Source organism: Chryseobacterium sp. HNCC26DJ240 (genome assembly GCF_057180485.1).
Genome location: NZ_JBXUGK010000011.1, coordinates 44067 through 68967, shown reverse-complemented (window position 1 = coordinate 68967; position 24901 = coordinate 44067). Strand labels below are relative to the sequence as shown.

At 38.0% G+C, this 24901-nt stretch carries 22 protein-coding genes; 13 read left to right on the top strand and 9 right to left on the bottom strand.

What is annotated here, in order from left to right; all coding sequences use genetic code 11:
- Nucleotides 1-145: 145 nt before the first annotated feature.
- Complete coding sequence (locus AC2A1G_RS19750) at nt 146-586, bottom strand: very short patch repair endonuclease (RefSeq protein WP_484048598.1); 441 nt, start codon at nt 584-586, stop codon at nt 146-148.
- A gap of 182 nt (nt 587-768) precedes the next feature.
- Here AC2A1G_RS19750 and dcm point away from each other — a divergent pair, with 182 nt between their 5' ends.
- On the top strand, nt 769-2049 hold the full coding sequence (dcm, locus tag AC2A1G_RS19745; protein ID WP_484048597.1) for a DNA (cytosine-5-)-methyltransferase: 1281 nt from the start codon (nt 769-771) through the stop codon (nt 2047-2049).
- 43 nt (nt 2050-2092) lie between these two features.
- Nucleotides 2093-3529 (top strand): MutH/Sau3AI family endonuclease, encoded by a 1437-nt coding sequence (locus AC2A1G_RS19740; RefSeq protein ID WP_484048596.1) that lies wholly within the window; start codon nt 2093-2095, stop codon nt 3527-3529.
- 42 nt (nt 3530-3571) lie between these two features.
- Here the strand turns inward: AC2A1G_RS19740 and AC2A1G_RS19735 are convergent, their stop codons facing one another.
- The 4 genes from AC2A1G_RS19735 to AC2A1G_RS19720 all read right to left on the bottom strand — a co-directional run bounded on the left by AC2A1G_RS19735 (nt 3572) and on the right by AC2A1G_RS19720 (nt 6714).
- Nucleotides 3572-4462, bottom strand: a complete 891-nt coding sequence (locus AC2A1G_RS19735; RefSeq protein WP_484048595.1) for an esterase/lipase family protein — start codon at nt 4460-4462, stop codon at nt 3572-3574.
- Nucleotides 4455-5627: a hypothetical protein gene (locus AC2A1G_RS19730; protein WP_484048594.1), complete on the bottom strand. Its 1173-nt coding sequence runs from the start codon at nt 5625-5627 to the stop codon at nt 4455-4457. The genes AC2A1G_RS19735 and AC2A1G_RS19730 overlap by 8 nt, the downstream gene beginning before the upstream one ends.
- A 178-nt stretch (nt 5628-5805) precedes the next feature.
- Nucleotides 5806-6336: a hypothetical protein gene (locus AC2A1G_RS19725; RefSeq protein WP_484048593.1), complete on the bottom strand. Its 531-nt coding sequence runs from the start codon at nt 6334-6336 to the stop codon at nt 5806-5808.
- Between the two features lie 30 nt (nt 6337-6366).
- On the bottom strand, nt 6367-6714 hold the full coding sequence (locus AC2A1G_RS19720; RefSeq protein ID WP_484048592.1) for a helix-turn-helix domain-containing protein: 348 nt from the start codon (nt 6712-6714) through the stop codon (nt 6367-6369).
- 1046 nt (nt 6715-7760) lie between these two features.
- Between AC2A1G_RS19720 and AC2A1G_RS19715 the strand changes: the two genes are divergently transcribed.
- The 3 genes from AC2A1G_RS19715 to AC2A1G_RS19705 all read left to right on the top strand — a co-directional run bounded on the left by AC2A1G_RS19715 (nt 7761) and on the right by AC2A1G_RS19705 (nt 14750).
- Nucleotides 7761-10772 (top strand): SusC/RagA family TonB-linked outer membrane protein, encoded by a 3012-nt coding sequence (locus tag AC2A1G_RS19715; RefSeq protein ID WP_484048591.1) that lies wholly within the window; start codon nt 7761-7763, stop codon nt 10770-10772.
- Between the two features lie 101 nt (nt 10773-10873).
- Nucleotides 10874-12250, top strand: a complete 1377-nt coding sequence (locus AC2A1G_RS19710; RefSeq protein WP_484048590.1) for a RagB/SusD family nutrient uptake outer membrane protein — start codon at nt 10874-10876, stop codon at nt 12248-12250.
- Between the two features lies 1 nt (nt 12251).
- A complete protein-coding gene (locus AC2A1G_RS19705) occupies nt 12252-14750 on the top strand; it encodes an alpha/beta hydrolase family protein (protein ID WP_484048589.1) in 2499 nt (832 codons plus the stop codon).
- Nucleotides 14751-14769: 19 nt separating this feature from the next.
- On the opposite strand, the gene AC2A1G_RS19700 is transcribed toward AC2A1G_RS19705, so the two are convergent.
- The 4 genes from AC2A1G_RS19700 to AC2A1G_RS19685 are packed head-to-tail and all read right to left on the bottom strand — an operon-like array spanning nt 14770 to nt 16978.
- Nucleotides 14770-14997 carry a DUF6520 family protein gene (locus tag AC2A1G_RS19700; protein WP_484048588.1) on the bottom strand — a complete coding sequence of 76 codons (228 nt, stop codon included), beginning with the start codon at nt 14995-14997 and terminating at the stop codon, nt 14770-14772.
- Between the two features lie 55 nt (nt 14998-15052).
- Nucleotides 15053-16564 carry a MauE/DoxX family redox-associated membrane protein gene (locus AC2A1G_RS19695; RefSeq protein WP_484048587.1) on the bottom strand — a complete coding sequence of 504 codons (1512 nt, stop codon included), beginning with the start codon at nt 16562-16564 and terminating at the stop codon, nt 15053-15055.
- Entirely contained in the window at nt 16561-16752 is a 192-nt protein-coding gene (locus tag AC2A1G_RS19690; RefSeq protein ID WP_484048586.1) for a hypothetical protein, read from the bottom strand. The genes AC2A1G_RS19695 and AC2A1G_RS19690 overlap by 4 nt, the downstream gene beginning before the upstream one ends.
- 22 nt (nt 16753-16774) lie before the next feature.
- Nucleotides 16775-16978: a hypothetical protein gene (locus tag AC2A1G_RS19685; RefSeq protein WP_484048585.1), complete on the bottom strand. Its 204-nt coding sequence runs from the start codon at nt 16976-16978 to the stop codon at nt 16775-16777.
- A gap of 272 nt (nt 16979-17250) precedes the next feature.
- On the opposite strand from AC2A1G_RS19685, the gene AC2A1G_RS19680 reads away from it, so the two are divergent.
- The 8 genes from AC2A1G_RS19680 to AC2A1G_RS19645 all read left to right on the top strand — a co-directional run bounded on the left by AC2A1G_RS19680 (nt 17251) and on the right by AC2A1G_RS19645 (nt 24788).
- Nucleotides 17251-18963 (top strand): helix-turn-helix domain-containing protein, encoded by a 1713-nt coding sequence (locus AC2A1G_RS19680; protein WP_484048584.1) that lies wholly within the window; start codon nt 17251-17253, stop codon nt 18961-18963.
- A gap of 65 nt (nt 18964-19028) precedes the next feature.
- Nucleotides 19029-19880 (top strand): RteC domain-containing protein, encoded by an 852-nt coding sequence (locus AC2A1G_RS19675; protein ID WP_484048583.1) that lies wholly within the window; start codon nt 19029-19031, stop codon nt 19878-19880.
- Between the two features lie 305 nt (nt 19881-20185).
- A complete protein-coding gene (locus AC2A1G_RS19670; protein ID WP_484048582.1) occupies nt 20186-20944 on the top strand; it encodes a hypothetical protein in 759 nt (252 codons plus the stop codon).
- Nucleotides 20944-21339, top strand: coding sequence for a DUF5675 family protein (locus AC2A1G_RS19665; RefSeq protein WP_484048581.1), 396 nt, complete (start codon nt 20944-20946; stop codon nt 21337-21339). The genes AC2A1G_RS19670 and AC2A1G_RS19665 overlap by 1 nt, the downstream gene beginning before the upstream one ends.
- 71 nt (nt 21340-21410) lie before the next feature.
- Complete coding sequence (locus tag AC2A1G_RS19660) at nt 21411-21650, top strand: hypothetical protein (RefSeq protein WP_484048580.1); 240 nt, start codon at nt 21411-21413, stop codon at nt 21648-21650.
- Entirely contained in the window at nt 21637-21813 is a 177-nt protein-coding gene (locus AC2A1G_RS19655; RefSeq protein ID WP_484048579.1) for a hypothetical protein, read from the top strand. The genes AC2A1G_RS19660 and AC2A1G_RS19655 overlap by 14 nt, the downstream gene beginning before the upstream one ends.
- A 662-nt stretch (nt 21814-22475) precedes the next feature.
- A complete protein-coding gene (locus AC2A1G_RS19650; RefSeq protein WP_484048578.1) occupies nt 22476-23705 on the top strand; it encodes a hypothetical protein in 1230 nt (409 codons plus the stop codon).
- 411 nt (nt 23706-24116) lie between these two features.
- On the top strand, nt 24117-24788 hold the full coding sequence (locus AC2A1G_RS19645) for a hypothetical protein (protein ID WP_484048577.1): 672 nt from the start codon (nt 24117-24119) through the stop codon (nt 24786-24788).
- Nucleotides 24789-24901: the final 113 nt, after the last annotated feature.

Sequence of the window (24901 nt, the reverse complement as noted above, 5' to 3'; positions counted from 1 at the left end):
AACCTGAGATTTTAAATTTGAAATTGTGTTTTTTCGCATTTGTTTTTAGTTAAAAAAAATAGTGAAATGTCGATAAAGAACAACTCCAAAGTCGGCAGACTTCATGTAGCGACTAATAACATTGGTATAAAATAGGAATTATATTTTATACAAATGGTTGCAAAACTTTTAAAATATTATCTGAATTGTTCGATTTTAGTGCACACTCCCAAATAGTAACGACTTTCCAGCCAAGCTCTTCTAATTCCTTTATCTTTCTTTTATCTCTTTCCACATTCTTCAAAAATTTATTTTCCCAGAAATCTGAGTTGGCTTTAGGTATCGAATAGTTGCATGTGGGACATCTATGCCAATAACAACCATTGACGAAGATTGCTATCTTTTTTCCAATAAATGCTATATCAGGCTTACCAGGCACGTTCTTCGGATGTAATCTGTACCCTTTAAATCCATTCTCCCATAGAGCTTTTCTTACTATCAACTCTGGTTTTGTATTCTTAGCTTTATTATGGCTCATTATTTTAGACACATTCTCATTTGATGGTAATGGTGATCGTTTATCTCGGATAAATTGTTTTTTTTGCATGACCTCTTAATTATAGCAAGCTATCTTCAATTATTGTACCTTGATAAAAATGTGCATTAGAATGACCTGAACGTTATTTACTTGCGTTTATTTATGATACTTAATGAAATATTGTATTTTTTATTTGCTCGCATTTTCCTTAATTTGCACTCTGTAAAAAAGTATTGTCTTTAATAGCTAAAATGAAGAAAATCAAGGTTGTAGAATTATTTGCTGGCGTGGGAGGTTTTCGATTAGGGCTTGAGGGATGGCATGGCCTTTCATCAACGTCTCAATATAAGAAACCAATGGATAGCTCATACGAGGTTGTTTGGAGCAATCAATGGGAGCCCTCTACAAAAGCACAACACGCATCTGTTGTCTATGAGAATAGATGGGGAAAAGATGCCCATAGTAATAGAGATATAGAAGTGGTTGTGAAGGACTGTGATCAGATTCCTGATATGGATATGTTAGTAGGTGGATTTCCGTGTCAGGATTATTCAGTTGCCACAACTTTAAAGAATTCAAAAGGACTGATTGGTAAGAAAGGTGTGCTTTGGTGGTCTATCCATAAGATATTATCAGACAAAAAGGCTAAGCCTAAATATCTTTTCTTAGAAAATGTTGATCGCCTACTGAATTCACCATCAAAGCAAAGAGGTAGAGATTTTGCAATTATTCTGCAAAGTTTAAATGAATTAGGTTACGCCGTGGAATGGCGTGTGATTAATGCTGCTGATTATGGTTTTCCTCAGAGAAGAAAGCGAACATTCATCCTTGCTTATCATAGTTCGACCGCATTATATAGGGAGATGGTTAGAGAGATTCCTTCAAATTGGATATTAGAATTTGGTATTATAGCAGAAGCTTTTCCCGTAAGTACTTTAGACAACAAGACTCAACCATCTGAGTTTACTATGTTGGGAGATATTGTGGAGCTTTCTGATAATTTTAATTCAAAAGGGGGAAAAACACCCTTTGAGAATACAGGTGTAATGGTAGATGGTAAGGTCACTACGATTAAAACTGTAGCAAACTTCGAGGGAGAAAGTGCTACACTTAAGGATGTTCTAATAGAATTAGATAAAGTTCCTCAAGAGTTCTTTGTATCTGCTGCTGACAGAGAAAAATGGGAATATTTAAAAGGTGCCAAGAAAGAAATAAGAAAAAATGCCAGTGGTTTTGAATATAATTATAGTGAAGGCGGAATGATCTTTCCAGAGCCTATTGATAAACCTTCAAGAACAATAATTACGGGTGAAGGAGGGAAGTCTCCTTCAAGATTTAAGCATGTCATTCAAACAGAAAAAGGTCTACGTAGATTGACACCAATTGAATTAGAGAGATTGAACATGTTCCCAGATAAACACACTGAAATGAATGGTGTTTCCGATACTAAACGAGCATTCTTTATGGGAAATGCTTTGGTGGTTGGAGTTATTGAAAAAATAGGTACTACGCTTGCGAAAAGGGTCTCATAAAGATCCTTTTTTTGTATCTTCATTTTAAAATTATTCTTTGCTTATGGAATTACAATTACCTTACGATAAATCAGACAAAAGTTCAATTCTTGAATATGCACTGAGATTGAAGAACCAATCATTGAGAATGGCAATTGGGATTACAGACGAGCAAGCTACGAATTACCATTCAGGGAAAGGTAGTTTTGGAAATCAAGTTGAGGAATTCTATTTTATGTATAGACCTAACTCAGTTTCTCAACCAGATTTTCCTGAAGCGGGTATCGAATTAAAAACTACACCTTTGAAGAACTCTGCAAAAGGTATGGTATCCAAAGAAAGACTTGTATTCAATATTATAAATTATATGGAGGAATACAAGAATAGATTTGCTACTAGTTCCTTTTGGTCCAAGAACAAAGAATTACTTCTTATGTTCTATCTTCATGAGTCAGAAAAATTACCAATTGATTATCTCTTTAAGATTATCCGACTATGGCGTTTTCCTGAGGAAGATTTGAAGATAATTATGGATGATTGGAACAAGATTGTCGCAAAGATTAAGGATGGAAAGGCACATGAACTTTCAGAAGGTGACACTATGTATCTTGGAGCATGCACAAAAGGTGCTACTAATACTAGTGTGCGACAACAACCGTTTTCTGAACTACCTGCGATGCAAAGAGCATTTTCCCTCAAGTCAAAATATCTTAACTTTATCATTGCTCAGTCGAACGCAGGTCTTGAGAATGTTATCAACGAAGATGAATATGATTACCTTTTAAGTGAGTCAACCCTAACACGTGAAGAATTTCAGCAAAGAATATCTGCTTCCGCAGACATTGAGCCTGTTGTAAGATCTATCCATGATTATAGGGAAGGGCAGACCTTCGAAGAACTTGTAATAGAAAAGTTCGAAGCATACAAAGGGTACTCTGAAAAACAACTAATCGAACATTTTCAGTTGAATATCGATCCAAAAGCAAAGAATAGATTTCAAGTGATCAGTAATCGCATCATGGGTGTAGAGGGTAAATATGTGGAAGAATTCGTGAAAGGCGATGTTGAAATGAAGACCATAGTTCTTGATGCAAAAGGAAATTTGAAGGAAAGCATGTCCTTCCAGCAAATAAAGTATAAAGAGATCATCAATGAGACTTGGCTAGAGTCCTATTGGTATGAAACTCTTACAAAACGATTCTTCTTCATTGTTTTTAAAAAAGATGCGAATAATGAACCTAGTCTACAAAAAGTTATGTTTTGGACCATGCCACCACATGATCTTGAAATTGCAGAAAGATTTTGGCTTGATACTAAAAACAAAATATTAGCAGACGATTATTTAAATTTTATTAAATCATCTGCTAAAATGATTTGTCATGTTCGACCAAAAGCTAGAAATGCACTTGATCTTGTAGAAACTGCATCTGGCCGCATGGAAAAAAGAAAGGCATATTGGTTAAATGGCCAATACATTAAGAAAATAGTAAGTAATGGCTAAATTTTTTTTAAAAATACATATTTTCATGTTGGATTAAGATTATCAGTTGTATATTTCGTCATCCTCATCGTCCAAATTAATGTCGAAAGAATCATTAAAGATTTCCTCAGAATGCTCTTCATCCAACAATTCATTTTTTGGAATGAAATTTCGATCATTAAATTTTTTTAAAGAATCAATTAGCAAATCAATTGGAGCGAAATTTTCATCATTTTCTTTAGGTGATATTATATTTGTATGACTTAGACTATCAAACATATATATCATATCATTCTGTTTTAGTCCCATATCATCATACTTAGTTGAAATAATATCGCCTGCACTAATATAACTTACCCATAAATCCTTTTTAGCACATACCTTTATGTACTCAATATTATTAAAAATATTGTATGTAGAACAATACGAATTTATATCTCTTATGAACTCACTTTGTTTATATAAATCTCCAATTTGTGGAAGTATTCTATATTTAATAAGTCTTTCTGTGCTCCAACTAATCCATTTAACAGAATATATGAAATAATAAGTATAGGAAAATTTATGACCATTGTGAGGTGTTGCGTAGGTTGCTAAACCTTTTATATTAGAAAAATCAATATTTTTCTGATGAAGAAGTGTTAGAAATTTTTTTGCAATTAAACCACCCATGCTATGCCCAACAATAAATACATTGTAGTCCTGCATGGAAAGATTTTGGTAAAATTTCAATAATTCTTCGGTGTTAGATGTATTTCTCCTTCCAAAAAGTTTTTTAAAAAAACCAGCATTTTCTGTATAGTAACTATATGAATGTAGCTGATAACCCAACGGTTCTTGATATTTTCTTTTTAGATACTTTTTAAATTTATCCCAACTTTTTGCACTTCCTAAAAATCCGTGAATAAAGATGATACAATTTTTGTCTGTCTCATTAACTAAAAAATTAATCATGTAGAACTTCTTTTAGTTTATTATATACATTCTGTAGAGAATTCTTAAAATTAATATCGGTGATTTCGTCAGTAGATAATGTCTTTAAAAAATTTTCAAATTGATGAATATTATTGAGCCTTTTATTAACTTGATTAATTTGCTTTAACTGAATTAAATTAGAATCAAGTAATGTTTCTAATTTTTCTTTAACAGAGTCTATATAAAATTTGTCAATATCCATTAAAACTTCCTCATAAGATTTCGATGAGTTTGTTAATAGATATCCTGTATTTAAATCTTTATAATTATTTATAATTTCTGTAAAATCTGTTTGAAAATTTTCATACAATGACGTATTTGTTGCAAACGAATTTCTCGGATTTGCAATTATTCTTAATTTTAAAACTGGAAAACCAGCACGTATATAATGAAAATATATCAATTTTAGTTCATCAGCATTTAGGAGATTCTGTTTCTTGTGAACTGATAAATAATTTTTTAAATCAACAAAAGAACCTTCTGTCTTATCTAATCTCGTATAGATTTCGGGACTATTAAAATAGTTCAGATAGTCTTTCATTAGATTTAGAATGTCTAACCAATGTTCAATCTGACCATTTGATTCAGACATTAATTTTGCAATTTCAGTTATTGAATATTTATATCTTTCTTTAAGTTCATAACATCTCAAGTATTTTTCAATAGGATTATAATCAACCTTACTATCTACTCCTATTTGATATTTTGTTTCAAGTTCAATTATTTTTTTATCATTGGAAACTAAGTCATCTGGTAATTGAACTGCTTTAAAACATTGTGTGATGCCTTCATTTCTCTCTATCTTTTTTAGAATTGATGCACGCCTGTTTCCATCTATTATTATTAGGTCTTTTGTAACAATTCCTATCTCTTGCTGTCCATAATCTTTTAAGCTTTCATATGTCTTTTTATTTTTGTGTATTGCAGAATTCCAAAGAAAATCTTCGATTACTCTAGAATCTTCTTCCATTTTTGCGTCTAAATCTCTATTTATTCTTTTCTCATGTGAAAGAACAATACTTTTAATTCTACCATTGTATTTATTAAACTGAAGTTTTTTCAAATCATATTTAATGACAGGTAGAATATATTTTTTCCCGTCATAAAAAATTTCTTTAGCTTCAACTATCTCGTTGTTTTCCATTGTTATTAATTGTAATTTTTTTTATTTTAACATCGATGTCAAATTAATTTCAAAAACATATGAAGTTTTTTGTCTGGTTAAAAATTAGTATGTTCATACGTTAAAAATTAATTTTTACTAAATTCCTTAATTAGTGCGTAAAATTAAATTTATACACCTCATATTATTTCTAGATACGCTAATAAAATGAAGTCCTACGAACATCATTCAGTTGTAAAAGGGGAGGTACGCCTCCTGCATGATTATTTGTTCTTATATGTAGATTTTCTGTAGTAATTAAATTCAAGCACAATAATGTTGCTTCAAAAAATCTTTGAAACGGTAGGCGTTTACCACGAAATTTGGGTTGTGGATAATTTATTTCCTCCTGCAATGTTATCCAAAATATTTTGGTCTTCAGAATATAATCTATTACAACAGTATTTGCTTTTAGGCCGTGTAAGTAAATTTGCTCCAAATCAGACGCTATTTGTTCTCTATTTTCTATTGTACATATTGCAGCTATGATGTCAACAACATCTGTATGAAGAGGTGCTTTCCCCTCATTAGTATAAGTTAGTTTATAATCTCCCAATTTTTTTTTTCCAGGATATGTAATGGTAAAATTGCCGTACTGAAAATTATGTTTTATTCCATCTTCAATAGGTAGTGATTTCATAAATTCTACACCCTCTTCATAGGTCATGATTCTGTCTGAATAATCTGGCATTAGTATATGTTTTTTGGTTAGTTAGTTTCTTTATAAGATTGGTTCAATTTTTATGATTTCAATGTTTATAACCTTTGTGTTATTTTCGTTGAATGTTTGTTTGACGGTGACATTAATTTTATCGTATTGCGGAGTGGGGAATTTCATTAGTTGAGAGATGTTTCTAAATCCGAAAGATTTAGCTAAAAGAGCTATGTGACGTGTAGAATATTTTTGTTTTTGGGTATATGATTCCACATTACCCACAAATGTTTTTGAAACCCCCATTCGTGAACTAAGTTCTTCTTGTGACCACTTTTTTTGCTGTCGTAAATTCTTAATGTGATTAATCAAATCAAAATCAAATTGTGTGGTTTCAAAAACAATTATTTTGGTCATATTTATATTTTTTTTACTCCACTATGTTGGAGTATGAATTAATTTTGTATATTTGCTAAAGCGAATTGATAATATGCCTTATAGAAGGATTATCTGAAACGATGTATCTCGAACCTAAACGACCAATTTATTCACCGAGATTATCGTGAAATCGCTCCATGTCGAAAAGTTCCTTACTTTTGCATACGGCATGTGGGCGGTTCTCACGTATCTTTAGGTGAAAGCATTAGTAATAATGTTATAGGGCTTGGTCGTCCTTGGTTCTAAAGTGTGAGACTGCCCCATGCTATTTTTGCATGTATAATCCTCATACTTAAAAAGCATCGTTCCATATATAAAAATACATTTATGAGAATGACATTTTCAACCATCCTGCTTATTTGCCCACCCGAATAGCGGAGGAAAAATTTACAGCTCTACACCATTCTGCCTCACGCAGGAGTACAGGTGTAGGGTAAAAAATACCACTACACTCCGAAATTCCTTTACATTTGGTTAAGGAAAGACAAAGTACCTTTTAAACTCGCACCTTAAAAGTACTGGCTTTCTTTTAATTTTCCAAATTATTTTCAGCACGAAAGGAATTTAATTCAAAAAACTTAATAAAGTAACGGTCTGCATCAGTCAGATGGTTAGAGCTGTTTTACTTTTTGCAGATGTTTTCTCATAAGAAATGCATGATACAGTAGGGTGTACAACCTATTGCGGCCTTTAAAGCTTTCACGGGACAAATTTTCATTCATTTTAATTGATAATTACTGCTTTTGTATGCTCTGAAGTGAAGGGTTTAATTACTGTTTCTTTTCAGCGTATCACGAAAGCCCTGTTTTCTGAACAGTTGGTGATTGCAACCACAGATTCCTCTGTTCAGACTAAAAAAAGGAAACAAATCACAGCGAATTAATATGCCTTAACCAAACCAATGAAATAAGAAACAGGCCAAATCAGCCTGACAAAAAGATCAATAAAAAAGCCCCTTCCCATAAGTTTGGACACTCAGGAAGGAGCAATGGATTGAATCGTTTAATTAAAAACATGACAAAACTATGAAAAAATCCTATAATCCTATAGGAACTTTGGCCTGTGCTTTCATGCTGACAGTCTTATGCAGCAGTTTCAAAGCTCAGACCAGAACCGTTACGGGGATCGTAACCGCAAACAACAAGCCGCTTTCGGACGTAAGTGTCTCTCAGGAAAACAGCAGTGAAACAGCCGTTACCAATAGCAAGGGAAACTACATTCTCCAGGTCACCGGAGAAAACCCCGCCCTTATCTTCCGCCACCCCGATTACGCAGAACAGCGGAAAACCTTAGGCGCAGCCTCCATCCTAAACCTCAACCTCAACCTCAGCCTCAACCTCAAAACAATCGACGAAGTCGTCATCAATGCCGGCTACTACAAAGTAAAAGACAGAGAAAGAACGGGAAGCATTGCCAAAATCTCTGCAAAGGAAATAGAAAACCAACCCGTCACCAATGTTTTGGCAGCAGCGCAGGGGAGAATGGCAGGAGTCAATATTACCCAGACCGGCGGTACAGCCGGTGGCGGTTTTAAGGTGGAGATCAGGGGGCAGAACTCGCTCCGCACCATATCCAACAGCGGAACAGACGGAAATATCCCGCTCTATATTATAGATGGTGTGCCCCTCGGTGGCGACCTGAGTTCAAGATTCGGGGGAACCGCAATTTCTTCAGGAAACATCAATCCGCTGAACTCCATTGCTCCTCAGGATATAGAAAGCGTTGAGGTTTTGAAAGATGCTGACGCCACAGCCATCTATGGCTCTCGCGGAGCCAATGGGGTAGTGCTCATCACTACCAAAAAAGGAAAATCAGGAAAACTGAGTGTTCACTTCAATACCATGTATTCCCTAAGCCGGACACAGTCAAATCTCGAAATGATGAATACGGAAGAATACCTCTCGATGAGGCGTCAGGCTTTTGCCAACAACAACATCACAACCTATCCTGCAACAGCCTATGATCTGAACGGAGCATGGGATCAGAACCGCTATACCGACTGGCGCACGGAACTCATCGGAAATCTGGCAGAAGGAAGCAACGCACAGATCTCCCTGAACGGCGGCAGCGAAACAACATCTTTTTTGCTGAGTTATGGCCGTACAGAACAGTCTACGGTCTATGATAAGGATTTCCGCTACAGAACCCATAACATTTCATCCAATATATCACACCGGTCAAAAGACAGACGTTTTATGCTCAGCGTATCCAATATGTTCTCGGGGCAGAAAAACAACGTGCTGAATGAAGACCTGACGAGGCTGGCACACAGCCTGAGCCCCAATGCTCCTGCTCTGTACAACGGTGACGGAAGTATCAATTGGCAAAACAATACGTTCACCAATCCTGTAGCATCATTCAATGCGAAATACCTCAACAGCCAGATTCAGTTCATCAACAATTTTACTACGGAGTATGAACTGCTGAAGGATGTGAAAATTAAACTCAACGGTGGAATCACTTACCAGACCTTTGAGGAAAAATCGCTTCGCCCCAATACCATTTTCAATCCTGCTTTTATCACAGGGCAGTCAAGTGCCTATTCCCAGTCATCCCGTTACGAACAGAAAAGATTTTCATGGATTCTGGAGCCGCAGGTCAGCTGGAGCAGAACATTCGGAAAAAGCAGTTTCGATGTGCTGATCGGAGCAACATACCAGGAAGATTCAGTCTCACAGTTTTCCATGACGGGAACAGGTTTTGAGAGCAATGCATTCATTGAAAATATCGCCGCAGCCCAAACCAGGGTAATCAATGACTTGTACACAACGGAGTATAAATATGCAGCGGTTTTCGGGAGGATCAATTATAATCTGAATAAAAAGTATATGCTCAACATCACCGGAAGAAGGGATGGCAGCAGCAGATTCGGTCCCGGCAACAGGTTTGCAGATTTCGGTGCTGTAGGCGCAGCATGGCTTGTCTCTGAAGAAAAACTGCTCAAAGGGCTTCCGTGGCTGAGTTTCGGGAAACTGAGAGGAAGCTTCGGAACAGCAGGAAGTGATAACATCGGTGACTATCAGTATCTGAATGCCTACACATTATCATCCGCAACGGTCTACAATGGGGTAACAGGGCTTGTTCCCGCACGACTGTACAACCCTGATTTCAGCTGGGAAAAAACCACGAAACTTGAGCTGGCACTGGAAGCAGGTTTTCTTAAAAACAGACTCAACATTACCGCTGCATGGTACCGAAACAGATCCTCCAATCAGCTGGTAGGATACCAGCTTCCTGCCGTCACAGGTTTTACTTCTGTCAATGCCAATCTCGATGCAACCGTTCAGAACACAGGCTTTGAATTCACACTGAATGCAGGAATACTCAAAAATACCGAACTGAAATGGGACACCTCATTCAACATCAGCCTTCCGGAAAACAGGCTGCTAAGATTTCCGGGTCTTGAAGGTTCCACCTATTCCAATTCCTATGTCATCGGTCAGCCGGTAAACATCATCAGGCTGTACAGTCTGGAAGGCATCAATCCTCAGACAGGCCAGTACGTATTCACCGATTACAATGCTGACGGGAAGATTTCTTCACCCGAAGACAGACAGGTGATAGAGAATCTTTCTGTAAAATATTTCGGTGGACTGAGCAATCAGCTCAGCTACAGAAGCTGGAATCTCTCCTTTCTTTTTCAGTTTGTAAACCAGCGTTCCAGAAACTACAACGCGTCGATGACCTCTCCGGGTCTGATGAACAATCTTCCTGCAGAAGTACTGAATGTGTGGTCTGCACAAAATCCGGGAGGAACATACATGCCGTACCGTTCCAACGTCAATACATTGCATTCCCTGTTCCAGACCAGTACTGCATCAGTATCCGACGCTTCATTTATAAGGCTGAAAAATATCCAGTTGGCCTATAAAATCCCGTTGCCTCACAACTCGGCATTTAAAGAACTGAGGATTTACTTTCAGGGACAGAACCTATGGACTTGGACAAAATACTTCGGCATAGACCCCGAATTAGGTTCAAGCAGCTTTCTTCCGCCGCTTAAAACATATTCATTCGGCGCAACGCTGACGCTGTAAGATTAGGTAATGAGTTATAAATGATAAATACACTTATGTCCAGTCAATTACAGTTTTAAACTTCAGCTGAAAGAACAATTTAATAATAAAAAAATAAGACAATGAAAAATCTATTTCATATCGCAAAATATACAGCATTGCTGGGGATAATTGCAGCTGGCCTCTCATGTGAAAAAATCCTTGAAACGGAAACACCGGCAAACCTGCTCACATCAGATCAGGTTTTCGAAAATGTGCAGACCGCCAATGCAGCCCTGTCAGGATTGTATTCGGGACTGTGGGACAATTCGCCACTCGCAGGTGATCAGACGGGACGGATCATGGGGCTCTATACAGATGACCTGAATTTTTATGCAGCTTCATCCAATACAGGTTTGATGGAATATTATCAGAACACAGTGATCGACTCAAATCCTGTGGTATTGTCCTACTGGACGAACGCCTATCAGAAAGTTTACATGGCAAACGCCATCATCGAAGGCGTGGAAAATTCCTCAGCCATTACAGGGGAAGACCGCAGCAGAATCACAGCTGAGGCGCTGATGATAAGGTCGCTTCTCTTTCTTTGCCTTCAGCAGATCTATGGAGACATACCGTATCCTGTCACCACAAACTACATGATCAATCAGAAAATAGAAAAAACAGACTCCGATGAAGTTCTGTACAGGATTGAAAGTGATTTGAAAGATGTGATTCCGGTACTTAAAGACACCTACCGCAACACGGAAAGAATTTTCCCGAACAGAAAGACGGCGCAGATGATTTTGGCAAAGACGCTGATAACGGCAAAAAAATACGGTGAAGCAGAATTACTCCTGAAGGAAATTGTACAGAGCCCGCTGTACAGCATGCAGAACGATATCACAAAAGTATTTGACAAATCGGGAACGCACATCATCTGGCAGCTCAAACCACGCAATGCCGGAGATTCCACAAAGGAAATTCAGGCGTACTTTTTCAGTAATTCTGCTCCGCTCACGGTGGCCTTATCACCTGCGCTGATCAGCAGTTTTCCGGCAGGCGATCTCAGAAGACAGTACTGGATCACCACTGTAATAGTAGGAGCAAATACATGGTACAGACCAAACAAATACAAGGTGCAGAGTAGCAATACTTCAGAATATTCAATTGTCTTCAGGCTGGAGGAAGCATATCTGTTACTGGCGGAATCTCTTGCTCAGCAAAACAGGATTTCGGAAGCGGTGCCTTACATTAACGCCATAAAACAGCGGGCAAATGTCGCAGTGCTGTCTACATCCGTTTCTAAGGAAACACTGATGGATGAGATTATAAAGGAAAACAGAAGGGAATTTTTTACCGAAACGGGAAACCGCTTTTTTGTTTTGAAAAGATTCGGAAGGCTAGACACTTTACAGCCCCTGAAAACAAACTGGAAAACCCATTTTCAGAACTGGCCTTTGCCTCAGAAAGAACTACTGTTAAACCCGAAACTTAATCCTCAGAACAATGGCTATTAAGATGAAAAATAAATTGCTTTTACTGATCACGGTAATTCTTTCTGCGGCAGGTTGGGCTCAGAACGGTTCAGGTTCTTTTTACGACAGCATCAGCAGCCGGTATAAAAATTACTATACCCTGGGGAATCTTCAGGTTTCACCTGACGGAAGATACACATCGGTAAAAAAATGGTACATGACCTCAAGGGATACCATGCTGATAACAGACCGTACAAAACCGGGAATGCCAATCCTGACACTGATCAGAAAAAATTCGTACTTCTCTTTTCTCGGAAAAAACAGATTATTGGCTTTCGGCGATTCGGAAGCGGAACTGATCTCGTTGCCGGATTTAAAAAAAATACAGTTTTCGCAGGTAAAACAGGTAGCCGGTTTAAAGACTGCGGGACAATACTGCATTCTGCACAATAATGGGGAAATGAAAGTATATAATGCAGAAGACAGGCAGATCTTTGAATTTCAGAATGTTAAAAATCTTCTCACTGACAACAGACAGAAGGCATTTATGCTCTGTGAAAAAAACGGACTGAAGGAAATAATTTCCCTCACCGGAAACAGCGCAAAAACGGTTTACAAGACAGATGCCCAGATCAAAAGAATTCATATCTCGGAATCGGAAAAGCACCTCATCATTACAGAAATCCTGCAGGCCAGACAGGAAATAAGGATGACCTTCGTAGATTGGGCTAATGATAAGATATCTTCATTCAGTCTCGGCTCGGCAAACGGACTCAATCTCGTAAAAGTATGGGAAACAGGAAAAGGCGAAGCATATCTGATTGATGTAACGAAAAAATCAGAGGAAGAAAAAACACTGCCGGAACTATGGTACGCAGGTGACGGAAACCTGATGGCAAAGCAGGAGTTTCCGGTGCAGCACAAATACTACAGCTGGAATACCGATGGTTCAGTGCTTGATGATATTCCCGCAGACCGGTTTCCGTTTTTTGCACCGGTCAATGATAGAAAATTCTTACTGGCATTCGATCCGTATAAAAAATACCGTTATGCAACAAGATTCCCGGCACCTGACATATACCTTTACGATATAGCAAATAAAAAGTACACACAGATATTTGAAGATTCGGAAGACCTGATGATAGCACCGCAGGGCAGATACCTGCTGAGCTTCAGTTATAAATCAAAACAGTGGATAGGAAAGGATATATCGGGGAACAGATCATTTACAGTACCAAAGCATCTTACGGCAAGACCGATATACGACGAAACGGGTGATTATGCATGGTTTGAAAGCAAAAACGGATTGTGGAAGCTCGATCTTAACAGCGGGAAAACAACACTGGTCAAAGGAACCGAAAACCTGCACGCTGCGCTTCAGGATTACAAACGTCACCTCATAGTCGATGTTGGTAACATGAATTCATGGTACATGTACAATGGCAGTAAAACGTTGCTCAAACTCAGGGATGCGGAAAACAACGCATCGTGGCATATGTACAGCAACCGTAATTTTCAGAAGATAATCCCGATGTCACCCGAAAATATCACAGATCTGAAAACGGATGATCAGATGAAATATGCTTTTTTCACGGAAGAGAATTACAGTCTGCCCTCACGGCTGGCATACAGGAAGATCTCCTCCAAAATTGAAGATAAGGTCGTTTTGGATCCCGGTAATCCCAGAGACAAAACAGCGGAGAAGATCAGACAGCAGATCATTCAGTATACAGACAGTTCCGGAAATAAGCTCAAAGGTGTTCTTTATTATCCTTCAGATTTTAAGGAAAACATGAAATACCCGATGATAGTCAGTATTTATCAGGTACAGAGCTCTACCTCGAATGACTACAGATACCCTAAGCACAGCACCATTGGTTTTGATCTCAGAACACTCACAGAAAGAGGCTATTTTGTTTACCTGCCTGATATTGTGTACAGTGCTTCGGGGTCAGGTATTTCAGCACTCGACTGTGTCAACAGATCACTCGACGCACTCGCTTCAAACAAAAATATAGATATGGAGAGGGTAGGGCTCACAGGTCATTCAATGGGTGGCTACGAAACGGTTTTTATTGCCACACAGTCAAAACGTTTCAGAACCTATATCGCGGGTGCTGCACAAACTGATGTTGTGAGAGCGTATTTCTCATTCAACTACAATATGGGTACGCCTTACATGTGGCAGTATGAGAACGGTCAGCACTTTATGAATGTGCCGTTTTCTGCCGACACTGATCTCTATTTCAGTAACAATCCGATTCATTATGTGCATAGGGTAAGTGCACCGATGCTGATCTGGACAGGCAAAAAAGATGAAAATGTACATTGGGGGCACACCATGGAATTTTTCATGGGACTGGTCAGGAACGGTAAAAAAGCGGTGGCGCTCTTTTATCCTGAGGGATTCCACAATCTGGGGAAAGAAACCGAGGAGGCAAAAGACCTCAACAGAAGAGCAATCGAATGGTGGGACTACTTCCTTAAAGATAAAAAAGAAATCGACTGGATAGACAGGGAAATGAAAAAGGACGCTGATTAGGCGTCCTCTCTTTTTAATTTTATGGAATCTTATAAAGCGGTTCACCGCACATGGTCTCCCCAACGTTTCGGAGAGTGGAACCGTCTTCTGTCCATTCACAGACTTCATCCGTTTGAATGGTGCTGCAGCTTTGTCCTGCATCCACGCAAAGTCCTTGCACTGCATCAAAGTGATATCCTGAAACGATAGCACTTGTACTGTTGTTTGCCTTTTTTGATGCAAACGCTGCTCCTGTGCCAACAAGCACGATAAAAGCAGAGAAAAATAAATTTTTCATAATAAAAAAATTAATAATTGTGTGCCTACTCTGGGTCCAGGTTTTCGGCTTCCCCTGTTAAATCTTTCGTCAGCGGCTTTCGGTAAGAATAGCGTATTAGCTTTTTCCCGATCAGTGCATAGAAATATTCTTTCCCGGCCCTATAATCGATCAGCTGATTTTCTCCCTCGTTATACAGGTAAAAACTGCCAAGATATTCCTGCGCATTGAGCTTGTAGATATCGATAACTTTTGCTTTTTTAAAATTAGATGCTAATTCATTTTTGCCCATTAAGGCAGATTGAATGAAGACCAGATTGCCTTGGGCTGAAATATTTTCATTAACCTCCAGGGGTGGTGCAGTCATTTTATGACGCCCGTCAGATAATTTCCTGGTTTTTATCCGCGCAACGTTTACGGTATCTATAGTTTTTAGGTGATGTTGTATATTTAGTTTTCTGTCACTCACTGTAAATCGGTTCCTGTAGTTGTAGAGGTAGATAACCTGAAACGGAGAATCTGTACTGCTTAATTGTCCGTCACTTTCAAAAACCCCGTCTTTGTGCTTTTCTATGATTTCGGGATAAAATGTAACCTTCGGATGATCATGGAGTGACAAGGATGCAACAGTCAGACTTTTTGATCTACTGCTAATACTTCTGATGATAAAATGACTGGAATCCTGTACGGTCAGCTGTGAAAAAAAAGCATCCTGATAACTGATGACTTTTGCATTGGGATCTCCTGTTTTGCCTCTGAAGATCACAGGAACAGTACCATCCCAAAGATAATAATGAGAGTCTTTTACCGTAATCTGAAGTGATTTGAAAGGCAGGTTCATATTTTCCGGAACAATCTTCAGCGTTGAAACTTTGGAAAAGTCTTTGGACACTGTTGTCAGTAGTTGAGGGTACTGCTTGTTTCCGAGATAAATATTCTCCTGATCTTCACCTGCAAAATAGTAATCTGAATAATCAAGAATCTTGCTCTTATCTTCACTAACAGGGTAAAGCAGGAATCTTCTTGTAAAATTATTCTCTTTCTTTACTATGTGCTCGGATGAAATAAAAAGCAATATCACAATGGAAATACTTAGTATATTACTGCTTACAATAAAGACTGAAGATTTTTGCAGAGATATATTTCTACTGCCTTTTTCGCAAAGTATAGCACAGATACCGAGGATTACACAGACAATATTGAAAATCAGGTGTTCTGTCCATCCCAGTTTTTCGAGAATCCCACCGCACGAGCAGGGTACAAAATCACTGTAGTTAAGTATGAGATAGATATATACCGTAAAAGCAGACATCAGTGCGGTAGAAGAGTAAAGTCCCGCTGTTCTCAGTTTTTCCGTACTAAGTAAAATGACAATAAGAGTTTCAAAGGCAATCACTCCATAGGATACAATATTGGCATAGGCACTGAGCAGAGGAGATTGCCCGATCTGCACCTGAAAATTTTCAAAATCAACTGCCTTGCTGAGGCCTGCGTAGCTAAACAGAAGGATAAAGAAAGCAACGGTACCTGAAATAAAATAATATCTGATATTTTTCATGGCTTTTTATTTTGTTTTTTATCATCATCAGGAAATATAAGTATCCAGTCAATAGGGGTTCCGCAGTAGTCTGGCATTGCAGTTCCGGTTTTTACAGGAACTGTAGTTTTAAAATACCCCATACTCTGCCAAAGACCGCTGGCCGGACATGGTTGACCTGTTGTACTGATGGTGGTATGGGGCTTCATAATTGTTTTTTTTGATGATAAACTAATGTCCGTTCTTCCAGTCATGTCCGTCTCTTACTGGAGGATCAGGATATAATTCTTTACCTCGGGTGCTGTCATCTTCTTTTTTTGAAACTGTTCCCGGTTCTTGAGATGCGTCTTCTGTGCCTGTAAATTCTGAATTTCTGCATTGTTGCAGAATGACAAGAAAGAGCATCATGCTCATTGCATACATTGTTTTTTTCATTGTTTTGGAATTTGAGTTAGAAATTCCGGCCGGTTTATATGAGATTCTCGGGACAAATGTAGGAGGCTCTGGAGCCCAAAAAAAAATGATTGAGGGACTGTTTTGGAAATTAAGTCGACGTAATTTCCAAAAAAAGACTGCATATGAAACACGGTAAATAGCTATGGATAAAGGTTTTCTGTCAGAAAAAACTGACAGCAGCCGATAATTGCTGGGCCTCTTATCGGATGACGCTGTTTTTTTTCTAATTTTGATAAAACACACGACCTGAGATGACAACGAAATTTTTTTATTTATTGTTTTTTATTCACTGTACTTCTGTCTGCTCTTCACAGATAAAAGAAAATTCATTCAGGGAGATACGCAGCAACTATGAAAAATTGTATACCGATGATGAAACTGCATTACCTGCGGTCAGGAAATACATTAAAAAAGCAAAAGAGGAAAAAAATTACAGGCACTGGGTACAGGGGTACAGGGATGGTGTGCAGTTCTCAAAGAATGCCCCCGATAAATTGAAATTTGCAGATTCCACAATTACGGTAGCAATCCTGTCTAAGGAAAAAGATCTGATCGCCAACGCTTATCTGGGAAAAGGAATAATATATTATTTTAATTTTAAAGAATTTCAGCATGCTCTTGTCGAATACCTTAAAGCGCAGGAATTTGCTGAGGACACGAAAGATGAATACCTCAAAAATAAAATTGTTTATCACATAGGCGTTGTAAAAAGCTATCTGGGTTTTTATGAGCCGGCTTCAGAACATTTTTTGCAGTGCATTACTTTTTTCGAAAAGCAGATGTCAGAAATCACTGAACCAATTGAGCATTTTAATAATAAAAAAGCATACCTCAACAGTCTGCATCAGCTTACCGTTGTATACAGAAACCTGGAGCAGAGGCAACGGTCAGACAGTCTTATAAAAAGAGGTCTTTCTGTAATAGGAAACAGCAAAGATTTCCGGTTGGAAAAGGCATATTTTTATAAATGCAGGGGAATTGCAGAATATCAAAAGGAAAATTACAATTCAGCACTTTTTTATCTGGATAAAGCATTACCGGTTTTGTTGCAGAGAGATGATTTTTCATGGGCCTCGGTAATCTTTTTTTATAAGGGAAATATTCTGTGGAATACGGATCAGAAAGAAAAGGCAGTCCGAAACTTTGAAAATATCGATGCTATATTTGTAAAACGACATTTTATTTGGCCGGAACTGCGTCCGGTTTACGAAAAATTGATCATGCTTGCAGAAAAAAAAAATAATATTCAGAAAGAAAGATATTATACACGGCAACTACTCGCCGTAGACGCTTTTCTCAAAAAAGATTTTGCCTACCTCTCTTCAAAAATTTATAAAAGCTATGACAGGAAAAAAGAACTGCAGGAAAAAAAACAGTGGCAAACCATAAAATTTACAGGTTTGGGTTTTGTATTTTTTTTAGGGGTATCAGCTTCCGTGTTAGTGGTATTGCTGGTTTTGCACCGCAAAAAAAAACAGGACGTAATGAAGAAGTACATATTGCTTCAGGAAAAATGGGAAAAGCGGCAGATTCCTTTACAGACCGAAAAGACCTCTTCCCGTCGTTCTTCACTGCCTGAAGAAGTAGTGAAAGATTTAACGGCGAAATTATCTGCATTCGAAACCAAAGAGGGCTTCAGACAGGTAGGTCTCACTGTTGAAATCCTGGCAAAACGTTTCAGAACAAACTCAAACTATCTGTCTGTATTCATCCATGACACAAAAGGGTTATATTTCAAACCCTATCTGATGCACTTGCGAATAAACTACATCATCAGAAAGCTCAATGAAGATGAAAATTATCTCAAACTTAAAATTACGGTTCTGGCAGAAGAGGCGGGATTTTTATACAGACAGAACTTTTCCGATGCTTTTCTTGAAATTACAGGCATGCGTCCCATTGATTATGTGAAACAGAAAAAATTGGAGGCGGATAATAAAAAAGCAGATGGAGAGCAGGAGTAATTAAGAAGCTCTGATATTTCACATTTACAGGACGATTTTGTACATTTCTTTAAAATTTTAAGGACATGGTACAGAAAAATGTATTGGCAGAAATTCATGATCTGTCACAAAAACTTGAACACGTATTAGGGACAGTTGAAAATAACAGGGAAAATTGGATTGCGTGTTGCGAATCAGCGTTAATGAAAATTGATGAATCCGTGAGAACGGCAAAATCAATGATATCATCTTATGAATTTGAATCTACGGCAGATGAGGTGTATTTCTTTAAAGTGTTAAAACCTTCTCTGATATCGAAATTTATCCTCTATACAAAAATTCTGAGCATTGAATCTTTAAAACCGGCGACCGGTGCAGAAACTCTCGTAAAATATTATGAATCGGAGCAGAAAAAACTCCATACCTTCTACAAAGACAATGCAGAATTTTACAGCTATTATCGTCGCGGTGCCACTTATCTCGATCACAAATATTTCGTACGCGATTCTTTCGATATGAAGATGAGGTTATCTGCGGGGTTTTACAATCTTGATTCTTCGTTCACCACATCACATGATCATTTGGTAGCTCATATTCTCGCCAACGTTAAATTAGAGGCATACTTACAGGAAGAATTGTATGCTGTAAAAAATGACAGACCTGAAATTACGGAATATAGGTCGGTGTTGTCGTGGTCATCATCGAAAGTTTCACTGATTGAGCTGATATACAGTCTTTATCTGATGAAATGTTTCAATGCAGGAAATATGGAACTAAGTGAAGTGATCAGAACTTTCGAAAAAACGCTGGGTGTCGATCTTTCCAATTTTCACAAAATTCTGGGTGAAATAAAACTGCGCAAAATAAACCGTACCAAATTCCTCCAGTCTCTCCATGAAAACCTTGAACAACACTTCACCGACCTCGACGGCAAATAATCTTCCATTCCAAAAAAAACTCCATCAATCCAACCCTCGCACCCCGCATCCCGCACCCAGTATCTCACTCTCAAACCCTCACACCCCGAATCCCGTACCCCTCAAACCCTCCAACTCCCCACATACTCCCACTGAATGCCCTAAAAACATTATGTTAAATCAATCCATCAAAAAATCTTTCGGTACTACCGAATGACTACCGAATAACTATCGTAACAAACCCTAATCTTTGTCTCATCAATCAAAAGTTGCAACAAAAAAAGATTGACGGATTAAAAAAAGTGTTTAACTAAAAATTTAATACAATGGCACATCAGAAAGGGATCTTTAAGATCACGGGTACCATCGGGGATGTTACCTTTTACAAATCAAAAGACGGATATCTTGTTCGTGAAAAAGGAGGGATAGACGCAAAGAGAATTGCTACAGACCCTGCTTTTCAGAGAACACGTGAAAACGGAATGGAATTCGGCAGAGCAGGGAAGGCAGGGAAAATACTGAGGGCAGCTTTAAGGCCACTGCTTACCAACGTGAAATCTTCAGGGATGGCGAGCAGGATGACGCAGATTATGATGAAAGTCATTCAGGCAGATACGGTTAGCCAGAGAGGTTTAAGAAACGTGATTGACGGTGAAGCTGAACTCCTGACGGGTTTTGATTTTAATCAGACGGGTGCATTGGCAACAACCATCCATGCACCCTACACATCATCCATAGACCGTGTGACAGGGGAGATGGCCGTCTCTATCAATCCGTTCGTTCCGTCAGACATGATTACGGCACCTCAGGGGACTACGCATTTCAAGATTACCTCGGGTGGTGCGGAGGTAGACTTTGAGCAGGAAACATTTGCAAATGCTCAGGAATCTACAGCAGTTCTTCCATATTCGGTCACAGCAACCACTTTGATTACGCATACATTATCACTGCCTGCAAATTCTACAAAACCACTGTTTTTAGCTCTGGGAATTGAGTTTTTTCAGGATATCAATGGCAGCATGTACGCATTGAAGAATGGTTCTTACAATCCGCTTGCAATTATTAAAGTAGATGGTGGAGTATAATGGAACTTATACTGTTTCGGAAATATTATCCTGAGGGTACCAACGGACAGTTGTTTGCTGATGGAGAGCACATCTGTTTTACAATTGAGCTTCCCTGGAAGGATAACAGACGCAGAGATTCGTGTATTCCGGAAGGAAAATACAGGCTGGTAAAGAGATTCAGCAAAAGGTTCGGCTGGCATTTAATGGTAGAAAATGTAAAAGGCAGATCTCTGATTCTGATTCATCCTGCCAATAACGCCATGACAGAACTTTCTGGTTGTATTGCACCAGTTACTGCGATTGCAGGTCAGGGGAAAGGATATTCTTCAAAAAAAGCTTTTGCCGCACTGAAGTTTCTTGTTTTCCCATTATTGAATGATCATAAGGAAGTTACTTTAAAAGTTACTTTGTAAAATTAAATTATTAATCCCATCAGAGCCGTTTCAAAAAGGGTAAGCGGCTCTGATTTTAAAAAAATCTTATTATGAATATACTTGAAAGATGTTCAGCACCATTGCCTGAACTGTTTAAAAAATTAAGAAACACGGGCTTAATTTTGGTGGGTGCGGGCTCTGCAGTTTTAGCTTCACAGCTGCAGGTCGCCCATAAGCTGGTCAATATTGCAGGTTACATCACCCTTGCCGGTGGGATGATTGCTGCGGTCAGTCAGTTAACGGTCAGAGAACCGGAGCCTGATGAAAATGAGAATCATGAACAGTATTGAAGTGAAAATGGGTTTTCTGGGAGGTTGCATGACCGGCTTTATTTTTTCTCCTCCCTTCGAAAACATTCTGTGGTCAGCATGTACAGCTTCTGCCGCAGCGGTGGCAAGTTATCTTACAACACTTCTGATGAAGTATCTTTGGGCACGGTACAGAAAAAAGTAGACTTTACTTCAATGATTTATCAGTAAATAAAATGCCCAATGTTTCAGGCTTCAATCAACTCACTTCAAATATCCTGAGCTTAAGCATCAAATCAATAATGCCATACGATTATTCGTGTGGCATTTTTTTAAAACAAACTCTGATTTTCTTCAGTTTCTGAAAAATATCGCTGTACAAAGTCCTTGCTGTACGAAGCCCGCTGCACGAAGTCTCTCGCTGTACGAAGTCTCCTGACTTCGTGCCCTTCGTATCATAAATATCCGCCGGGTAAATCACTGTTTCCAAATCCTACTTTGCTCCGTTCATATGAATTTTCAACAAATAATTTCTTTGTACCTCTCGCTGTACGAAGTCTCCTGACTTCGTGCCCTTTGTATCATAAATATCCGCCCGGTAAATCACTGTTTCCACATCCCACTTTGCTCAGTTCAGATGAATTTTGAGCAAATAATATGTTTGTACATCACCTGCAGTTTCTTGGTTCAGCTCGTACCGATGTGTTGGGTGGGGTAGCAGGGAACATCTTATATCTGTAAGGTGCAGAACTTGTCTCTTTTGCGCACAGAATATACATACCACAAAACTAAAAACTTAACAGTAAAGTTAAAGTATGTAGTTTATTAATTGCCTAACTTTACATTAAACTAATACAACTGAACATCATGAAAATTGGAATTTACATTTCAGGCTTGGGACAGTCTGTTGAAAATGACAGTGTAGAAAAGTATGCCGAAAGGTTGAAAAATGAATTTAAATTCAATACCCGCGGAGTAAACTACCATACAAAGTCAGAGAAAGTTATTTATATCTCAGATCGTGAGGCTACCGTAGTTACCTTATACGAGGGCAGCGGCTTCAATACCATACTGTATCGTTTTTATGAATTCAGATATCATGAATTGCTGACAGAAAAGTTCAAAAAGAAATCGGTGATTTCTAAGAGTCTTTGGCTGCTGAATCTGGTACTGGTAAATTTTCCGGTAGTGATTAAAAGAATTTTTAGTCCACAGAGCTATGCCAGACCCCTGCAGACTTTATATCTGTTTTTGATTTTTCTGCTGATTTCTTCGTTTCTTGTTCTTACTCTGCCTGCTGTTATTGATTTTATATTTTCAATTCCGGCCAACAAAAATCTTTTACTTGATTTAAAAAATAGGGCTTATCCTTCAGACATACCCTATATTTCTACAGATTACATAAGCAGTATATCCAAAACCATTCTGTCAGTTGTGGCGGTGCTTGTTCTCTTTGTACCCAATGCAAATACACTTATTACCAATCTTGCCACAGAATTTGTATGTGCTAATGATTATATCAGACATGGTGCGAGGCGGCAGATTATTCAGGGAAACTTAGAGAATTTGGTGGATTATATTACTGAACATGAAGAGTCACCAGAGATTCATTTTCACGCCTACAGTTTTGGAAGTATTCTCGCCATAGATTATCTCTACCCATACCGTACAAAACCTTCGGACAATGCAATGACATACTGCAAAGCCCTTATTACCATCGGTTCACCTTATGAATTCGTCAATTCTTATTTTAAAAATTTCTACAATAACAGAATCACGCATTTGGGAGACAATATACAGTGGGTGAATATTTACTCTGTTTCTGATGCACTTTCTACCAATTTCAGAAATGATGCTCAGGAGGGAGATGCTCAGTTTGGCGTAAAAGGCGGATTAATTAAGCCTGTTAATCTCAGCTATGAAATTACTTCATTCGAGAAAGAAGGCATTGTAAGTTTTATAATGCTCCGCAGTCTTCAGGCACATAATCATTATTGGGATCAAAGCCCTGAAGGTTCCGGATGTCAGTCTCTTATTTACGGATGGATGAGAGATAATACACTTCTCTCAGATAATCTGGTCTGTCTTCAGGCATAACATCATTGGGAAATAGAGAAATAATCCAGCTAAAGATAAGATCCCTCTAAAGCCCGGCACAATGATAAATAAAATCTCCACAATCAGGAAAGAGGTGGGAGATTTTAATGTTTTGAATTAATTTTTATCGGTTTAAAATTTCGTGGCATGAAATCTTTTTTTGTGCAGGATCCAGGTCGTCAGTTTCCTGAAGAATTTTCCTTTTTAGATGAGAATCGTAATTTTTATAATCACTTTAAAACAAATTTACTATTTCTGGTAGATTACCCTGATAACTCACTGGCGTAAAGTAAAAATTCCAAAGTTGAGAGACTTATGAAAGCGGAAGCAGCGATAAATCTAAAGTGGATTTAATTTTGCTTCATCTGTACAGGTAAATGTATAGTCAGATATAAACAAACGTAACAAAAGATGCCGATAAATCAAATACCTCCAGACGGAGGAATGTTATACAAAGAAACAGATATGGCTCAGTTTTTTCCTGAACCGTTAAATGCAATCACTGCTGTATTTTTTTTAGCCTTAGCCATTTTTTGGACAATTAAAATTAAAGGTAATTTTAAAGAATATCCCTTTTTAGCGTACTGCTTGGTTTTATTATATATTGGAGCTATTGGTGGAACGGTTTATCATTCATTCAGACAATGGCCGGTATTTATTATGATGGATTGGCTTCCCATTATGTTACTTTGTTTATCCGCAGGATTTTATTTTGTAGCGCAAAGCACCAGATGGTATTTTGCTGTGTTAATGGTTTTCGGATATCTACTGCTCATGTTTGCTTTAAGGAACTGGATTTTGATCGATAATACTTCTCTCTTCATCAACGTAAATTACGCCATCATGGCTTCATTTGTGCTTTTCTCGGTATTAAGGTACTTAATTTATACCCAATGGAAAGCAGGAAAATGGGTAGGTTTTGCTTTGTTGTCATTTGTTTTTGCACTAACTTTCCGTATAGCCGATAAATGGGAGTGGTTGAATTTCGGAACACACTTTTTATGGCATACTTTCGGAGCGATAGCGACATTTTGTATGTTTAATTATATTAATCTTACGAGGAATGAAGTTATAAAGGCATAATTGGTTTTATTTTTCTTTAAATATTAATTCATAAATAAAATGTTGTGATAGGTAATAAATTAATTCTTTAACGTCTCTTTGTCATTCTGAAAGAATCTGAGCTTCATTATTCT

Excerpts from the sequence above, each read along its gene's own strand:
- AC2A1G_RS19715 (WP_484048591.1), top strand. The coding sequence starts at position 7,761 with ATGAAAAAATCCTATAATCCTATAGGAACTTTGGCCTGTGCTTTCATG.
- AC2A1G_RS19655 (WP_484048579.1), top strand. The coding sequence starts at position 21,637 with ATGAACAGTATTGAAGTGAAAATGGGTTTTCTGGGAGGTTGCATGACC.
- AC2A1G_RS19740 (WP_484048596.1), top strand. The coding sequence starts at position 2,093 with ATGGAATTACAATTACCTTACGATAAATCAGACAAAAGTTCAATTCTT.
- AC2A1G_RS19650 (WP_484048578.1), top strand. The coding sequence starts at position 22,476 with ATGAAAATTGGAATTTACATTTCAGGCTTGGGACAGTCTGTTGAAAAT.
- AC2A1G_RS19705 (WP_484048589.1), top strand. The coding sequence starts at position 12,252 with ATGAAAAATAAATTGCTTTTACTGATCACGGTAATTCTTTCTGCGGCA.
- AC2A1G_RS19665 (WP_484048581.1), top strand. The coding sequence starts at position 20,944 with ATGGAACTTATACTGTTTCGGAAATATTATCCTGAGGGTACCAACGGA.
- AC2A1G_RS19685 (WP_484048585.1), bottom strand. The coding sequence starts at position 16,978 with ATGAAAAAAACAATGTATGCAATGAGCATGATGCTCTTTCTTGTCATT.
- AC2A1G_RS19730 (WP_484048594.1), bottom strand. The coding sequence starts at position 5,627 with ATGGAAAACAACGAGATAGTTGAAGCTAAAGAAATTTTTTATGACGGG.
- AC2A1G_RS19690 (WP_484048586.1), bottom strand. The coding sequence starts at position 16,752 with ATGAAGCCCCATACCACCATCAGTACAACAGGTCAACCATGTCCGGCC.
- AC2A1G_RS19710 (WP_484048590.1), top strand. The coding sequence starts at position 10,874 with ATGAAAAATCTATTTCATATCGCAAAATATACAGCATTGCTGGGGATA.
- AC2A1G_RS19660 (WP_484048580.1), top strand. The coding sequence starts at position 21,411 with ATGAATATACTTGAAAGATGTTCAGCACCATTGCCTGAACTGTTTAAA.
- AC2A1G_RS19750 (WP_484048598.1), bottom strand. The coding sequence starts at position 586 with ATGCAAAAAAAACAATTTATCCGAGATAAACGATCACCATTACCATCA.
- AC2A1G_RS19695 (WP_484048587.1), bottom strand. The coding sequence starts at position 16,564 with ATGAAAAATATCAGATATTATTTTATTTCAGGTACCGTTGCTTTCTTT.
- AC2A1G_RS19670 (WP_484048582.1), top strand. The coding sequence starts at position 20,186 with ATGGCACATCAGAAAGGGATCTTTAAGATCACGGGTACCATCGGGGAT.
- dcm (WP_484048597.1), top strand. The coding sequence starts at position 769 with ATGAAGAAAATCAAGGTTGTAGAATTATTTGCTGGCGTGGGAGGTTTT.
- AC2A1G_RS19645 (WP_484048577.1), top strand. The coding sequence starts at position 24,117 with ATGCCGATAAATCAAATACCTCCAGACGGAGGAATGTTATACAAAGAA.
- AC2A1G_RS19720 (WP_484048592.1), bottom strand. The coding sequence starts at position 6,714 with ATGACCAAAATAATTGTTTTTGAAACCACACAATTTGATTTTGATTTG.
- AC2A1G_RS19675 (WP_484048583.1), top strand. The coding sequence starts at position 19,029 with ATGGTACAGAAAAATGTATTGGCAGAAATTCATGATCTGTCACAAAAA.
- AC2A1G_RS19735 (WP_484048595.1), bottom strand. The coding sequence starts at position 4,462 with ATGATTAATTTTTTAGTTAATGAGACAGACAAAAATTGTATCATCTTT.
- AC2A1G_RS19680 (WP_484048584.1), top strand. The coding sequence starts at position 17,251 with ATGACAACGAAATTTTTTTATTTATTGTTTTTTATTCACTGTACTTCT.
- AC2A1G_RS19725 (WP_484048593.1), bottom strand. The coding sequence starts at position 6,336 with ATGCCAGATTATTCAGACAGAATCATGACCTATGAAGAGGGTGTAGAA.